This is a genomic window from Bacillus sp. FSL K6-6038 (assembly GCF_038050455.1).
GTDB lineage: Bacteria > Bacillota > Bacilli > Bacillales > Bacillaceae_G > Bacillus_A > Bacillus_A pseudomycoides.
The window spans coordinates 3,925,984-3,942,201 of the sequence record NZ_JBBOUH010000001.1; the positions used below are offsets into that span (position 1 = coordinate 3,925,984).

General features: G+C 35.7%; 16 protein-coding genes. 4 read left to right on the forward strand and 12 right to left on the reverse strand.

The window, feature by feature from the left end; all coding sequences use genetic code 11:
- Positions 1–7: 7 nt before the first annotated feature.
- The 4 genes from NSQ40_RS20580 to NSQ40_RS20595 all read right to left on the reverse strand — a co-directional run bounded on the left by NSQ40_RS20580 (position 8) and on the right by NSQ40_RS20595 (position 3,742).
- Positions 8–340, reverse strand: a complete 333-nt coding sequence (locus NSQ40_RS20580) for a DUF3909 family protein (RefSeq protein WP_097786593.1) — start codon at positions 338–340, stop codon at positions 8–10.
- Positions 341–344: 4 nt separating this feature from the next.
- Entirely contained in the window at positions 345–1,223 is an 879-nt protein-coding gene (locus NSQ40_RS20585) for an NAD(P)-dependent oxidoreductase (RefSeq protein ID WP_097786594.1), read from the reverse strand.
- A 4-nt stretch (positions 1,224–1,227) separates the two neighbouring features.
- Entirely contained in the window at positions 1,228–2,358 is a 1,131-nt protein-coding gene (locus tag NSQ40_RS20590; protein WP_097786595.1) for a serine hydrolase domain-containing protein, read from the reverse strand.
- Between the two features lie 91 nt (positions 2,359–2,449).
- Positions 2,450–3,742 carry a GGDEF domain-containing protein gene (locus tag NSQ40_RS20595; RefSeq protein ID WP_029426879.1) on the reverse strand — a complete coding sequence of 431 codons (1,293 nt, stop codon included), beginning with the start codon at positions 3,740–3,742 and terminating at the stop codon, positions 2,450–2,452.
- A 364-nt stretch (positions 3,743–4,106) separates the two neighbouring features.
- On the opposite strand from NSQ40_RS20595, the gene NSQ40_RS20600 reads away from it, so the two are divergent.
- The 3 genes from NSQ40_RS20600 to NSQ40_RS20610 all read left to right on the forward strand — a co-directional run bounded on the left by NSQ40_RS20600 (position 4,107) and on the right by NSQ40_RS20610 (position 5,908).
- Complete coding sequence (locus tag NSQ40_RS20600) at positions 4,107–4,724, forward strand: nitroreductase family protein (RefSeq protein WP_003199861.1); 618 nt, start codon at positions 4,107–4,109, stop codon at positions 4,722–4,724.
- A 221-nt stretch (positions 4,725–4,945) separates the two neighbouring features.
- Positions 4,946–5,164: a hypothetical protein gene (locus NSQ40_RS20605; RefSeq protein ID WP_003200003.1), complete on the forward strand. Its 219-nt coding sequence runs from the start codon at positions 4,946–4,948 to the stop codon at positions 5,162–5,164.
- A 372-nt stretch (positions 5,165–5,536) separates the two neighbouring features.
- Complete coding sequence (locus NSQ40_RS20610; protein WP_098188349.1) at positions 5,537–5,908, forward strand: DUF3915 family protein; 372 nt, start codon at positions 5,537–5,539, stop codon at positions 5,906–5,908.
- 98 nt (positions 5,909–6,006) lie between these two features.
- On the opposite strand, the gene ptsP is transcribed toward NSQ40_RS20610, so the two are convergent.
- The 4 genes from ptsP to glcT all read right to left on the reverse strand — a co-directional run bounded on the left by ptsP (position 6,007) and on the right by glcT (position 11,363).
- The gene (gene ptsP / locus NSQ40_RS20615; protein ID WP_003199999.1) at positions 6,007–7,719 is read right to left on the reverse strand and encodes a phosphoenolpyruvate--protein phosphotransferase; all 1,713 of its coding nucleotides are present in this window, start codon (positions 7,717–7,719) and stop codon (positions 6,007–6,009) included.
- Positions 7,719–7,982, reverse strand: a complete 264-nt coding sequence (ptsH, locus tag NSQ40_RS20620) for a phosphocarrier protein HPr (protein WP_000411078.1) — start codon at positions 7,980–7,982, stop codon at positions 7,719–7,721. Before ptsH ends, ptsP begins: the two co-directional genes overlap by 1 nt.
- Positions 7,983–8,117: 135 nt before the next feature.
- A complete protein-coding gene (gene ptsG / locus NSQ40_RS20625; protein WP_003199992.1) occupies positions 8,118–10,178 on the reverse strand; it encodes a glucose-specific PTS transporter subunit IIBC in 2,061 nt (686 codons plus the stop codon).
- A 336-nt stretch (positions 10,179–10,514) separates the two neighbouring features.
- Positions 10,515–11,363, reverse strand: a complete 849-nt coding sequence (gene glcT, locus NSQ40_RS20630) for a glucose PTS transporter transcription antiterminator GlcT (RefSeq protein ID WP_003199990.1) — start codon at positions 11,361–11,363, stop codon at positions 10,515–10,517.
- Between the two features lie 165 nt (positions 11,364–11,528).
- On the opposite strand from glcT, the gene NSQ40_RS20635 reads away from it, so the two are divergent.
- Positions 11,529–12,347, forward strand: a complete 819-nt coding sequence (locus NSQ40_RS20635; protein ID WP_003199988.1) for a Cof-type HAD-IIB family hydrolase — start codon at positions 11,529–11,531, stop codon at positions 12,345–12,347.
- A 74-nt stretch (positions 12,348–12,421) separates the two neighbouring features.
- Here NSQ40_RS20635 and phnF read toward each other — a convergent pair whose 3' ends face one another.
- The 4 genes from phnF to NSQ40_RS20655 all read right to left on the reverse strand — a co-directional run bounded on the left by phnF (position 12,422) and on the right by NSQ40_RS20655 (position 16,188).
- Positions 12,422–13,153 (reverse strand): phosphonate metabolism transcriptional regulator PhnF, encoded by a 732-nt coding sequence (gene phnF, locus NSQ40_RS20640; RefSeq protein WP_077293862.1) that lies wholly within the window; start codon positions 13,151–13,153, stop codon positions 12,422–12,424.
- Positions 13,083–13,871: a glucosamine-6-phosphate deaminase gene (gene nagB, locus NSQ40_RS20645; RefSeq protein ID WP_003199985.1), complete on the reverse strand. Its 789-nt coding sequence runs from the start codon at positions 13,869–13,871 to the stop codon at positions 13,083–13,085. Before nagB ends, phnF begins: the two co-directional genes overlap by 71 nt.
- Positions 13,872–13,875: 4 nt before the next feature.
- Positions 13,876–15,018, reverse strand: coding sequence for an N-acetylglucosamine-6-phosphate deacetylase (gene nagA / locus NSQ40_RS20650; protein WP_033797066.1), 1,143 nt, complete (start codon positions 15,016–15,018; stop codon positions 13,876–13,878).
- 267 nt (positions 15,019–15,285) lie between these two features.
- On the reverse strand, positions 15,286–16,188 hold the full coding sequence (locus NSQ40_RS20655) for a ComEC/Rec2 family competence protein (protein WP_018766083.1): 903 nt from the start codon (positions 16,186–16,188) through the stop codon (positions 15,286–15,288).
- Between the last annotated feature and the right edge of the window lie 30 nt (positions 16,189–16,218).

Genomic DNA, 16,218 nt, shown 5'->3' on the forward strand with positions numbered 1-16,218 from the left:
GGACTTTTTATTTATTATATTCCAAAAACTGGAATAGTTCTTGTAAGTGAAGAGCATCTTCTCCGTAGCTAACAGATACATAACATACTCCATCAATTTCAGCATGCATATAAAGGTCAATACCTTCCCGATCATACTTTAAAGCTAAATAAAATTCCATTTCTTCTAACATCTTCTTTGATGTTCGAATCACGTAATGGCCGCTTTCATCACGTCCATATTCAAATGTTGGCTCAAAATCATACTTTTGTTTAAATGCTGCTTGTTGCTTATCATTGATTGGCATACAAGTCGCACGCTGTACAGCATCAATCATCCCGTCAAACTTTTCTAAATTCATCACATTACCCCCTTATATATTTCTTATACAACACCTGTGTGCCACTATCCTCTTCTCCCTCTTCTATTAATTCATCATATAGCTCTCTTGCTAGAGCTAATCCAGGTACAGGTAACTTTAACTTTTCAGCTTCATCTAACGCAATTTTTATATCCTTCATAAAATGTTTCACATAAAATCCTGGTGCAAAGTCCTCTTTTAACATACGTGGAGCTAAATTACTTAATGACCAACTACCAGCTGCTCCAGTTGAAATACTTTGTAGTACTTTCTCTGGATCTAAACCTGCTTTCTTTGCATACGCTACCGCTTCACAAACACCTATCATATTCGATGCAATTGCAATTTGATTACACATCTTTGTATGCTGTCCACTTCCCGCTGGCCCTTGTAACTGAACGTTCTCTCCTAGTTTTTCAAACAAAGGGAGACATACTTCATATACTTCTTGCTCTCCACCAATCATAATAGCAAGTCTGCCTTCTTTTGCTCCAATATCCCCTCCTGATACCGGAGCATCTAGCGTATGTACACTCTTTTTCTTTCCAGCTTCATATATACGTTTTGCTAACGTCGGTGTAGAGGTTGTAAAATCAATTGCAATTGTCCCTTCATTTGCATGTTCCAGAATTCCCTCTGTTCCAAAATAGATTTCTTCTACATCATGCGGATATCCTACCATCGTCATAACAACATCTACATTCTCCACCAATTCTTTTGGTGAATCACACCAATGTGCCCCTTCTTTTAATAAGGAAGTTGCTTTTTCTTTCGTACGGTTATACACATATACTGTATAACCACCTTGTAATAAATGATGTACCATACTTTTCCCCATAACACCTGTACCGATAAAACCAATTGATGAAATTACTTGTTTCATCTACTCATCCCCTTTGTTCTAATAAGTCGCTGACCATCTTCCGAAATTCCTTATTAAAATCATCATTTATGCCATTTTGCACATTTGAAAATAAAACAACAAACGTTCCCTTATCTTTATTAAAGTTATTAAATGTATTCCACCCAGCAACTACACCATGGTTATGAAAATAAGCGGGATATATATAGAAACTAAATGCATATTTCTTTTCGGATGATGGTGTAAACATCACTTGTATACTTTTCTCTGAAAGAAGTTTTCCATTTATAATTGCTTCATCTAACTTCTTCATATCCCCAACTGTAGTATACATCTCACCACAGCCATATAGCCAGTTCATTGCTAATTTTGGTGCTGGTACAAGTACATTGTCTTTCTTTTTGTACCCTTGCGTGAAATGTTGCTCTCCTGGCACCATATTTCCCATACCTGATTCATGCATGTCCGCTCGTGCAAATATATTTTCCTTTACATATTCTCCTAAAGGCTTTTTAGATATATTTTCTATAATATAAGCAAGCACCATATAATTATAGTCACTGTATTTCCAACCAGTTCCTGGCGGAAAAGCTACTTGCTGCTTTCCAATCCAAGTAACCAAATTCAAACGTGATGCAGCATTCACTTTTCCCTTTCCCTTCTCTGGTAAACCAGAAGTATGTGTTAGAAGATGGTATAATGTGATATTTTTATCTGCTGGAAATAAAGGTATATATTTATTTACATTGTCCTGAATATTTAACTTTCCCTGCTCTTGCAACTGTAAAATCGATGTTGCCACAACAGTCTTAGTAATGGAACCAATGCGATATTTTGTTTGTGGTGTATTTTCAATTTTACTTTGAACATCTGCATATCCATACCCTTTATTCAGCACAACACGATCTTTATCTGTGACAAGAACCGTTCCATTAAAATCTTTATCTTTTAAATATTGATCTAACTTTTGTGCCACACTAGCATAATCAATTGGCGGTTCCTTTTTTTCTTCTAAATTATCCTGTAACTCAGACTCGACAGAAGGAGTTGCCTTCGAAGTTAATGCTTCTTGCTTCTTGGGTATATAAAAAAAGTAATACACACTTCCACATACTATAAAGCAAATCAAGACCATAATAATCAATTTTTTTATCATTCAAAAACCTCCGCAGTTACTTCCTTATAAATGGCCCCTCTTTCTATTATCGGGTAACAGAAAAAAATCGCAACACTTTGTTGCGAAAAAATCACATTTTTTCTTTTCTATATAAACGTACTTGGTTTTTGCCATTTTTTTTCGCTTCATATAAAGCAATATCTGCTCGCTGTATCAATTCTTCTTTTGTCATTCCTTGCTCATATAAAGCAACTCCAAAACTTGCGGTTAATTTTGAAATGCTAGAGAATTGTTTCGTTTCAATAAAAAAACGTAGCGATTCAGCAACTTGGAAAGCCTCTTTTTCCGTTGTATTTATTACTAATATAATAAATTTCTCTCCACCCCACCGCGCGAAAATATGTTGGGATGCTATTTTAGATTTCATCAGTTCGGCTAACTGAATTAATGCTAAATCACCAAAATCATGTCCATATGTGTCGTTCACTTTTTTAAAATCGTCTATATCAAAAAGAATAAGCGCCATCGTTTGATTTACTCGTTTCTCACTTTTCCATTTTTCTTCTAATAATTGTTGAAACTTCAAACGGTTGTATATTTCTGTTAAAGAATCAATTGCAGCAAGCTGTTCTTGCTCTTGATATAATTCATCTAATTCCGTAATATCTGTACACTTAACAATAAACCTAGACAAATCTTCCGGTACAGGTGTAGCACGTAATAAAAAAACAAACGCTTCGCCTTCATGACTATACATTTTTATTTTTCTCGCTTGCGCTAAAGAATCATCAAGCCAAGTTATATCGTGATTTGTTGCGTAATATCCATGTTCTTGAATAAAATGTTCCGCAAATACCATGTGATTCTCATGATATGAAAATAAATTTTCATATCCAAAAAAACTCAAAAAGTTCGTATTACAGTCGACGATCTCATCATCTTCTACAATGAATAATAAATCATTTTGAAAATCAAACATCATTTGAAGAAGCTCTTGTTGAATAGTCACTTGTTGCAATAGTGATAATTGATAGAGACTTTTGTTTACCTCTTCCAGCACAACCTGTGGTGTAACAGGAGCTATAACAATATTTCGTACTCCTATTGTAAGCAACTCTACAAATTTTGAAGTCACCGGCTGATCCCAGATAACAATAAAAGAACTCATCGAATTATATATGTGTTTTATACACTCTACTTGTGCACCATTCGACACATAAATGATCACAATTTGTGGTCGCACTTTTTCAAATAACATTTCCCCTTCTTCAAAACTATTTGCTATAAACATACATTTTGGATGTATATCATCAATCGTATACTGGTGATTACATCCTTCTTCTATATAAAGTACATTTACATGGAGATCCTGTAATACATTTTGAAAAACCGTATTCTCTAATAAAAAATGTAGTATGTTCACCACTGGTCTTCACTCACTTCATATATCCTGTTCTACTGAATTCTTCACTTTACTTTTCTATAAGGGGCCGTTATCAAAAGAACTCGATTGGTGAGGGCTGAGCATCAGCAGGAACAAAGAACTCTCCCACTGACAGGAGCTTCACTTTACATATTTCTTCTTGATCTGCGAATCATCTTTTTATTGTATGACTACATGAATGACAGCGATTGTACGAATGTCCCCTTTTTCTTCTATTCTCAACAACTTGACAATTAAAATAAAGATATTATATTCTTTTACAGTGATAACTTACAAAATGTAAGTACAAAATTGTTACATATGGTATTTTTTATAAATCCACATAAAACTTAGGAGGCATATTATGACACAGCAAGATTTCTTTACTGTTCTATATGAACGAACATCTAATCGTGCATTCAATTCTGAAAAAGAAATTTCAAAAGAGGAATTACAAGAAATTTTGAAAGCAGCTGGTCAAGCACCATCAGCTTGGAACTTACAACATTGGAAGTTTCTTGTTTTCCAAGGTAAAGATGTACAAAGCCGTTTACATCCAATCGCTTATAATCAACAACAAATTCTTGATGCTTCTGCAGTAGTCGCTATTTTAGGTGATCTAGAAGCAAATAAAAACATCGATTCTGTATATGGACCTATCGTAGAGCAAGGATTTATGAAAGAAGAAGCTAAAGAACGTTTGGCACAAAATATTGAATCTGCATATAAGCGTGAACAATATCCACGAGATGCAGCCTTCTCTAATGCATCCTTAGCCGCAATGCAACTTATGCTTGCAGCTAAGGCAACTGGCTGGGACACTTGTGCAATCGGTGGATTTAACCCACAAGCACTAATGGAAGAATTTAATGTTTCTTCTCGTTATGTACCTATCATGCTAATTACAATTGGTGAATCTACATTAAAAGGACATCCAGCACCACGTATGAATGTAGAACAAGTAACGGAATGGGCAAAGTAAACAGCCCCACAATAACATAAAAAAACGAAGGGTATCTCCCTTCGTTTTTTATGTTATTTCTTTGTAATATTCCAACATATATGAACAGTAGTTTATTTCTCTATCCCCTTTAAAATCACAGTATTTTGTCGAATTTTGTTATACAATGAAATATAAAGGATGTATTTTTGTTACAATTATGATACAATAGTAACAAATAGATAACAAGAGAGGGATTTTCATTGAATTCATATGGAAGCTTTATTGCATTTTTAAGCTATGCCGTAACTGTACTGCTTCTATACTTTATTGGAGATGCCACAAATATTACAATGCTACAATTCCCAAAAGAAAAAGCACTCCAGCTAGAAGAAGGATTACATATCTCACAGTCTATCGTACCATTACTGTTGGCTCTTCCCGTATATGCAATCGTTTTATATAAAAGTAAAAAAGTGTAAAGGATACCTCGTTATAAATAAAGGTATCCTTTTCTATGTATCCAGTTATGCGTGGATAGTAAGACTCACCTAAAGATTTTTATTGATTCAAAGATGATCATAACCAGTGGGGGTCTTACTGCTCTCAAATAGCGGGATAAATAAGGAAAAACTACCCGTGAATTTCAGATCCTTGAATAAAGAAAAAAAACAATAATAAAGGTTTCGACCTCCCTCCCCCTGTCATTTATCCTTATCCAAATACCATTAAGTAACAAATACCCATCTAGTTATTTAAAATAAGAAAATATCCCAGTAAAAATTCCACGTTCGGTCCAATCACCACATATACAACTTACATACATTATAAGTGTGAAGGGGGTGATGAGAATTATGTTTGGATCTTTTGGATGTCGTGAAGATTTTAGAGAATGTCATCGTGGTCATTGCTGTGATCGTGATCGTGAAAGAGAAAGAGAAAGAGAAAGAGAAAGAGAAAGAGAAAAAGAAAAAGAAAGACACCATGTATGTAATGTCCTTAGACACATTGCAATCGGAACAGAAATTTCTCTTTTAACTATTAAAGGTAACGTTACTTTCAGAAATGTTATTTTTGAAGGGTTTTCTAACGGCGTTGCTCTTTTCTCCGCTTTAAATACGGGAGATGACAAAGATAATAAAGATGATAAAAATAACATGAACACAAGTAAATTCACAGGTATTTTACGTGTTTGCCCAGAGGATATCATAGCAATCGCTATCTAATTCTGCTTCGTATCCTCAAAATCATAAAAATCAAATCTAAATTTAGTATATAAAAAAACCTGAGACCGATTTCAATCGGCTCAGGTTTTCTTTTATTATTAGATGCTTTTAACTAATTCAACAACTTCTTCAGCAGTTGACATTGTTAATGCTTTTTGTGCTAACTCTTCCATTTGTGCTTTTGACAACTTGCTTAGTTGTGTTCTTGCAGGAAGGATAGATGTTGCACTCATACTGAATTCATCTAATCCTAATCCAAGTAGTAACGGGATTGCAAGTGAATCTCCTGCCATCTCACCACACATACCAGCCCATTTTCCTTCTTTATGAGCAGCATCGATAACCATTTTTACAAGGCGTAAAATAGATGGATTATACGGTTGGTATAAGTAAGATACACGTTCATTCATACGGTCTGCAGCCATTGTGTATTGGATTAGGTCGTTTGTTCCGATAGAGAAGAAATCAACTTCTTTTGCAAACTGATCTGCTAATACTGCAGAAGCGGGGATTTCTACCATCATACCTACTTCAATAGCATCAGAAACAGTTGTACCAGCTTGAACAAGTCTTTCTTTCTCTTCTAATAAAATTGCTTTTGCTTGACGGAATTCATCAAGAGTTGCAATCATTGGGAACATAATTTTTAAATTACCATATACGCTTGCACGAAGTAATGCACGAAGTTGTGTACGGAACACATCTTGTTCTTCAAGGCATAAGCGAATCGCACGGTAACCTAAGAATGGGTTCATTTCTTTTGGTAAATGTAAGTATGGAAGCTCTTTATCTCCACCGATGTCAAGTGTACGAACAACAACTGGTTGATCTGCTTTTACACCTTCAAGAACTGCTTTATATGCTTCGAACTGCTCTTCTTCTGTTGGAAGATTGTCACGACCCATATATAAGAATTCTGTACGGTATAAACCAACGCCTTCTCCACCATTGTCGATGATACCTTGTACATCATTTGGTGTTCCGATGTTTGCAACAAGCTCAACATGATGCCCATCACTTGTTACAGTTGCTTGATCTTTTAATTTCGCCCATTCAACTTTTTGTTCTTCGAATTTTGCTTTCTTTTCTTCGAAAGTACGAAGCGTTTCTTCAGATGGGTTTACAATTACTTCTCCATCTAGACCGTCGATAATTACGATATCGCCGTTTTGGATTTTCTCCATAACAACTTTCGTACCAACAACAGCTGGAATTTCCATAGAACGAGCCATAATTGCAGAGTGAGATGTACGTCCACCAATATCAGTCGTGAAACCTTTTGCATAGTTACGGTTTAATTGTGCTGTATCAGATGGTGTTAAATCTTCAGCAATAATAATTACTTCTTCAGAAATCGTACTTGGATTTGAGAAGTTAATTCCTAGTAAATGTGCAAGAACGCGTTTTGTTACGTCGCGAATATCCGCTGCACGCTCTTTCATATATTCATTATCCATGTTTTCAAACATAGTAATGAACATTGTTGCAACTTCGTCCATTGCAAATTCAGCATTTACTTTTTCATTATTTACTTTATCTTTTACTGGATTTACTAGTTCTGGATCATTCAATACTAGTAAATGTGCTTCAAAGATAGCAGCTTTATCAGCACCAAGCTCAGCAAAAGCATGGTCTTTAATTGCTTCTAGTTCAGATTTTGCTTTCTCAAGCGCAGCGTCTAAGCGTACAATTTCTGCAGCTTCATTCGTAATCGTTTTCTTTTCAATGTTAAATTCAGGATTCTCAAGTCTGAAAGCCTTCGCAATAGCAATCCCACTTGATGCAGCGATCCCTTGAATGTTAAGAGTCATTATTCTCCTAATCCTTCGTTTTTCATAGTTTCTTCGATAGCTGCTAGTGCTTGAGCTGCATCATCACCATTTGCAGTGATTTTAATTTCTGCGCCTTGTTGAATACCTAAAGACATAACACCCATGATTGATTTTAAGTTAACGTTTTTACCGTTATACTCTAAGTTAATATCAGCACCGAATTTGCTTGCAGTGTTTACAAGTAGAGTTGCTGGACGAGCATGAATCCCTGAGTCGCTAGTTACTTTAAAGATTTTTTCCATAATAATCTATCTCCTTTAAATACAGTATTTTTTCGGTTGTATAGACGTGAGTACTACATCATCTATTGTATATAATAGGCGATGTTCGGTCAACCACATCGCCTATTATAATTATAGACATTTTGCGTCAATTTCTTACTGAATGTCAATAATATCGGCTTCGCCTTTCTTGACATTGCCTTCTTTTTTCAATTCAACTTGTTGTCCTTGCCCTAAATTCGTAAAAATAATTGGTGTAATAATAGATGGTGCATTTTCTTTTACAAATGCGATATCTACTTTCAATAATGGTTGTCCTTGTTTCACTTTATCACCTTGCGTGACAAGTGCTTCAAAACCTTCACCATTTAATTTTACAGTATCAATACCGAAGTGAATTAAAATTTCTTTTCCACCTTCAGATTGAATACCAATTGCATGTTTTGTTGGGAAGACATTGACAATCTCACCGTCAACTGGAGAAACGACTGTTCCTTCTACTGGCTCAATTGCGAATCCATCCCCCATCATTTTCCCTGAAAATACTTGATCAGGAACTTCTGTAATCGGTAGAATTTTACCTTCAATCGGAGATACAATTGTTTCATTTGTATCCGCTTTTTGTACAGTTTCTTCTACTTTTACAGGTTTTTCTTTTTCAACATGAGGTGTACGACCCGACATAATATCATGAATTTGTGATTTTAATGTGTCAGATTTTGGTCCAAAAATAGCTTGAATGTTATTTCCTACTTCAAGCACTCCCGCTGCCCCAAGTTCTTTCAAACGATCTTTGTTTACATTTTTTTGTTCGTTAACTTGAACACGTAAACGTGTAATACAAGCATCTAAAGAAGCAATATTCTCTTTACCACCAAGCGCTACTAATACTTCACGTGGAAGTTCACCTGCTTCTGTTTTCCCTGCGCCATCAGTATCTGTTGTTACTTCACGACCAGGTGTTTTTAGATCCCATTTGCGGATTGCAAAGCGGAATCCGAAGTAGTAAATTACTGCAAGTGCAAGACCAACAACAATTACCCACCACCATGCTGTACGGCCTGGTAAGACACCAAATAGCATAAAGTCAATTAAACCACCAGAGAATGTCATCCCAATTTTAACACCTAAAATGTGCATTGTCATAAACGATAAACCAGCAAATATAGCATGTATTCCGAACAATACTGGTGCTACGAATAAGAATGAAAATTCAAGTGGTTCTGTAATACCTGTTAGGAAAGATGTTAACGCAGCAGATCCTAAAATACCAGCTGCTAATTTTTTATTTTCTGGACGTGCTTCATGATACATTGCTAAAGCTGCTGCTGGAAGACCGAACATCATGAACGGATATTTACCTGTTGTAAATGTACCAGCTGTTAACTCAACACCATCTTTTAATTGTGCCATAAAGATCTTTTGGTCACCGTGGATAATGTCACCCGCCGCACTTGTATATTGACCAAACTCAAACCAGAATGGTGCATAGAAAATATGATGTAATCCAAATGGAATTAAAGAACGCTCAATTAAACCAAACACAAATGCCGCTAACGTTTTATTCGCATCGATCATTTGATGTGAGAATGCATTCAAACCACCTTGAATTGTCGGCCAAATAAAGCACATTACAATCCCTAAAAGTAAAGAGAATGTTGCTGTTGCGATCGGTACAAAACGCTTACCTGCAAAGAATCCTAAGTATGATGGTAATTCAATATTGAAGTATTTATTATAGCAATATGCTGCTAATATCCCGACAAGAATACCCCCAAACACTCCCGTTTGAAGTGTCGGAATACCTAATACATTTGCATACGCTTGATCTGTAAAACCAGTTTTAACTGGAACTTTGTCACTTACAATTGTAACAAATTTTTCTACTCCTAAGAATACGCTCATCGTTTTGTTCATAATTAAGTATCCAACGAAGGCTGCTAACCCAGCTACTCCGTCTCCACCTGCTAATCCGATGGCAACCCCTACTGCGAATAATAATGCAAGGTTTGCGAAAATAATATCACCAGATTGTTCCATAATTTTTGCAACTAGAACAAACCAATCTGCCTTTAAAGCAGGAACTAGATTTGTTAACTGTGGATTTTGAAATGCATTACCAAATCCAAGTAAAATACCTGCAGCCGGTAAAATTGCTACTGGAAGCATAAGCGCTTTTCCGACTTTTTGAAGAACACCAAAGATATTCTTAAACATGAAAACCCTTCCTCTCTTATCTATATTGTGCTTTTCGACAAACGCCAAAAAGGCATGAGGAAAAAAAGATAGAACGATAGCTATACAAAGGGTAGTATGTCCCTTTCTCTAGCTTACATTCCTGACTTTTCTCCACTCATGCCTGATCGAATCAGTAACACGTGTCAAAAATAGGTTTACGTATAAGTTCACTACTTTAGAGCAAACGTTTTCGTTGTTTGCCTTAACTTGTTTGTCGAATTTTGTATAACTTTGCATGACTTATTATACAAAACAATTGTAAGCGATTCAATCATTTTTTTTAACGTTTTCATTTTAGACAAAAATATATGTCTTTTACACATGTTCTGCTTTTACTAATCTTTGCAAATGCATCGTTAAATAAATACTCTCCGCTTCATATACAGGGAGCTGTAATTCTTTCTGCATCACCTTCACAAGCTTCCAAGCTAGATTATAACAAACTGGATACTCTGCTTTTAATAACTCAGCAAACCCTTGTGCTTCTTCTACCTTCTCTCCCTTTTTCACTCGTTCAATTGCATATTGTAAATGACGAATAAGGCGTAAATAATGAATACTTTCTGGATCTAATGTAAGGTGTAGATTTGTTTCAATTAATGAAACAAGCTTTGCAATAAGACGGGAGTTTTGATTAACAGCAGATACATCAGAATTTGTGAGTGAACTATAAATATGAAGTGCAATAAAGCCAATTTCCCCTTCTGGCAATGTAATTTGCAAACGGGAATTTAAAAGTTGTACAACTCCTTCAGCAATTTTGTACTCTTCTGGATACAGCATTTTTGTTTCAACTAAAAAAGGATTATCTATTGTAAAGCCCTGTTTCAGTCTTTTAATTGCAAAAGAAATATGATCGGTTAAGGCAATATGAATATGCTCGTTTAATGGTGACTGCGCCTTTTCTTGAATATACATCATAATATCATTCATCAGTTCAATTAACTTTTCGCTCACATGTGGCACTAAAAGCTTATATTGTTCACGGTCACGTTCATTTTTTAAAACAAACATTTTTTCAATTTGCTCCGCCTTTAATACATCTTTCGTTTTCTTTCCAAATCCAATTCCCTTGCCAATCACTACTACTTCCTCGTGTTCCTGATGACTCGCAATGATTACATTATTATTTAAAACTTTTTTAATTTCTAGATAACTATTCATATAACACCACCCTCGTACTTAAATAGCCTACTTTTATGTTACAGAACATCCTTCTTTTTCGTCAATGCAAAACATCTACCATTTTAGAAAAATTCATTTTTTAGACATGATTGCACGAGATGCGTATAATGTAAGAGCAAATGTACATAGAAAGGAGAATGCAACATGATTAAAATGTTTGTAAGCGATATTGATGGCACAATGATGCAACATGGCGGCATGATTGATGAGCAAGATGTTACAGCTCTTCGCAATCTTGCAGAACAAAATGTGATTCTTTGTTTCGCCTCCGGTAGGCTTGATAATGAAATCGCTGGTTTAATGAAAGAGGTTGGTACCAACTTCCATCGCATTAGCGTAAATGGTGTATTCGTATATACCCATGAGAATAAACAATTATTGTCTGCAACATTTGATTCGAGCATTTTGCCAGATTTGTTAGCGATGACGAAAGAAGAACCGTATTTTCGTTATGTAAGTGATGAATATAATTATTACATTGAAGAAAAAACACCATTTATTCATGAACTTGAGAAACAAGTTACAATGACTTCTGTTGAAGAACCAAACTTATTACAAAAAATTGATGATACAATTTTTCCTAATAAAATTTCTGTTGGAGGCACAAAAGAAGACTTACAAGTACTTCAGAAAAAAATCAATGAGAAATTTAGCGGCAAAGTCAGTACCTTTATCTCCGCTGAACAATGCTTAGATGTCATGCCACCAAATATTAGCAAAGGATCAGCAATCTCTATTTTATTACAAGAGTTCCAAATAGAACCTGAAGAAATTGCTTGTATCGGTGATTCTTACAATGATATTCCTATGTTCAATTTAACATCTCATAGCTTTGCCATGTCACAAGCTGACGATGCAGTGAAAGAACATGCACATTATGTCGTAGACTCTGTAAAAGACGCTGTAGAACACGTAGTAACTTACAACTCAAAACAAAACAAAAATACGACTCATTCCCTGTAAGGATGAGTCGTATTTTTGTTTCTCTACATACCCAATGAATTGAAAGTTTAATGTATTTCACAAAATAAAATACACTACTTGTTTCGTGAAATACTCGTAATGAACTTATAACGATCACCACGATAAATACATTTCACATATTCTAACGGTAATTCACCTTCTGCATATGACCATTGTCTCATTACAAGCACAGGTGCTTTTTTAGGTATATGCAGATGTTCCGCTTCATCATCCGTTGCAATTGAAGCTTCAATTGCTTGGGTAGCACGAACAAGTTTAAAGCCTAACTTTTTCTCTAAATGTTCGTATAAAGATTGTTGCAAAATTTCTTCGTTAATATCTTTTACAAGAGTTGGCGACAAATATGTCGTCTCAAAAGCAATCGGTTCGTCATCGGCTAAGCGGATACGCCTCACTTCATACACCGATTCCCCCTCTTGAATTCTAAGCCGGTCTGCTATTTTAGCAGTAGCTGAAACTAGGCGGAAGCTTAATAACTGACTGCTCGGTTTCATACCACGGGAAAGCATATCCTCTGTAAATCCCGTCATCCCTTGCAGTTTTTGCTCCACTTTTGGAAGCTGAACAAACGTTCCAATTCCACGCTTTCGATATAAATACCCTTGTTCCACTAAATTATTAATTGCCTGTCTGATCGTCATGCGACTTACTTCGAACTTATCACAAAGTTCATTCTCAGATGGAATTTTATCTCCCGGCGTCCATTCACCGTCCTCAATTAGCTGTTTCACCCACTCTTGAATCTGATAATAGATCGGAAATGGTGAATACTTGTCGATGTTCATCAGCAATCGCCTCACTGCATAAAGATAGAGCTTCTGGATCTGCGATTACGGTTACATTCGGATGACGTTGTAACACTGTAGCAGGACACGCTTCGCTATACTCACCTTGCAATAATTCTCTGATTGCTTCTGCTTTTTTCGGTCCCATAGCAACAAGTAGAATTTGTTTCGCTTTCATGATGCTTCCAATCCCCATTGTAATTGCATGAGTTGGTACATCTTCTTCTTTTTCAAAGAAACGAAGGTTTGCTTGGCGTGTAGACTCTGTTAATTCAACAATGTTAGTTGGAGAATCAAAAGATGTTCCTGGTTCGTTAAATCCGATGTGACCGTTTTCACCGATTCCAAGAATCTGTAGATCAACTGGGTTAGCTGCTAGAATGCCTTCATAACGCTTGCACTCTTCTTCTAAATCACTTGCCATCCCGTTTGGTACATAAGTTTCTTTAAAGGGAAGATGATTAAACAACTGTTCTTGCATAAAATAATGATAGCTGTTTTTATCTTCGTGTGGTAAATTTACGTACTCATCTAAGTTTACAGTGGTTGCACGGCTTGTATCAAGTTTATTTTTTCGCATTTCTGCATAAATACCAAGTGGAGAGCTTCCTGTAGCCATTCCTAACGTTGGATTTTCCTTTGATTTTACAACTTCTTCAATTAATTTACAACCTGCTTCTGCTAATTCTTCTGGCGTTTTTACAACAAGAATATTCATCTATTTACTTCCCTTCCTTCATATGAATTCCTAATCGAACCGTATCATATACATGTAGATCTTCCGTCATGACAACAAAGTCCGCATCTTTTCCTACTGTTAATGCCCCTTTATTCGTTAATCCAAACTCTTCTGCTTGGTTAACTGATGTCATAAGTACAGCGTCCTCAATCGAGCATCCTGTAAATTCAATTACATTTCGGAATGCTTGGTCCATTTTCAAGATACTACCCGCTAACGTTCCGTCTTCTAAACGAGCGCTGCCATCTTTCACATGTACAGGCTGTCCACCAAGCTCATACAATCCATCTTCTAAACCTTTTGCACGCATCGCATCAGTAATGACACTTACTTTTTTAGGACCTTTTAATTTATATGCTAATTTCACCATATCTGGGTGAATGTGAATACCATCTGTAATCACTTCAACCATTACATTTGGGTTCAATAACACGTGACCGACAACACCTGGTTCACGGTGATGTAAACCGCGCATTTGATTGTATAAGTGTGTAGCATGTGTAATGTTTCTACTTTTCAATTGTGCATCAACTGCATCTGTATGGCCCATTGTACCAACAACACTCGTTTCAGCAAGATACTTTTCAAATTCTACTGCGCCTTCTTCTTCTGGTGCATACGTTACTAATTTAATTAGATTGCCACTTGCTTCTTGCCATTGTTTAAATTGTTCAATATTCGCCGGAACGATATGTTCAAGAGGTTGCGCCCCTGCACGTTTTTTTGAAACATATGGTCCTTCTAAATGAATATATTCAAAATGCGCTCCTTTTTCTTTCGCTTCTTTTGCAGCACTTAAAGCCGCTTCAATTGCTTCTGGAGCTTGCGTCATTGTTGTTGGGAAATAAGTTGTAACCCCTTCTTTTAACATTTCTTTACCAAGAGTTACTAACCCATCGCTATTCGCATCCATCGCATCAATATCGTATCCACCATGAATATGAACATCGATCATACCTGGAATCACAATTTTTCCTTCTGCGTCAAAAACCGTTTCATTTTCTTGTGATACATATTGAGCCATCAAACCAATTTCTTCAATTTTTTCTGCGTAACGAATAAATCCACTTCCCATTACTTCGTGACCTGTATAAATTTTGGCATTGATGACAACTTGCGTTTTCATTTTCATCGATCCTTTCCCATGGAATACCTACTTGTTATTATTATCTATTTGCCTAACCCTATCTTAATATATACACGAGTAGTTGTCTATACATTCAAATGAAATTTCCTCTTCTCTTAGTAAAAAAGGAAATTTATCTTCTTTAATTATAATATATATTATTCTTTTTTTCCAAAAGGAGACAATGCATCTTTTATGAAAACGAATACCAATTCCTTGTTTCCATTTTCCTACTTAGCATTCTATTATACAGTTTTAACTACTTCTTTACTTTAACAATGGAAGCGGCGTATTTGACCATATTGCAATATGGTCTCCATCCGTTTCAATTTCTACCGTTCGTTTATCCGTTGTATATGTCATGACACCATATCTCTTTAACCTGTTTACTACACTTTGATGTGGATGCCCATATGGATTTTTTTTATCATAAGAAAGAATAGCAAATTGAGGGTTTGCCTCCTCTAAAAATTGTTCACTAGTTGACGTATATGAACCGTGGTGACCTACCTTTAAAACATCAGCATGCACATCATATTGCTTTATTATTTTCTTTTCAGTTTGTATATCCGCATCTCCCATTAGCAAAAAATCAGCTTTACCATATCGAACTTTTAAAACAATTGATGATTCATTATTTTCATCCTTTGACTTCCCATTATTTAATACTTGAATTGAAACTTGGGGATCTAACGGTATATGCTGTCCCTGTTTTACACGAACAAATGGAATTCCCCTCTTTTTAATATCGTTCCTATACGTATGATATGTAAAAGAACTATAGGTTTTGCCGCTATCTAATACAAGTGAAACTGGCATTTGTTCTATAATCGGTATAAGCCCTCCTATATGATCCATATCTGGATGCGTCCCTACCACAACATCTAAATGGTTAATTCCTTTTTCAATTAATTTCTGAATAATTACCTCTCCAGCCTCATAAGGTCCTCCATCGATTAACATTGTTTGACCATTAGGTAAAATAATAAGTGTGGCATCACCTTGTCCTACCTTAAAAAAACTCACTTTCATTCTTCCTAAATGTGGACGTTGCTTGGAAAAAGAGGACACAGTATGAACAGACGTCATATATCTTTTGACAGATGTGCTGTTTAATGAAAAACATATTAAAACAGAAACTAGCAATAGAATAATCCGTACAACTTTCATAATTCGTCTCCTTTTTTCATTTAGTATGGC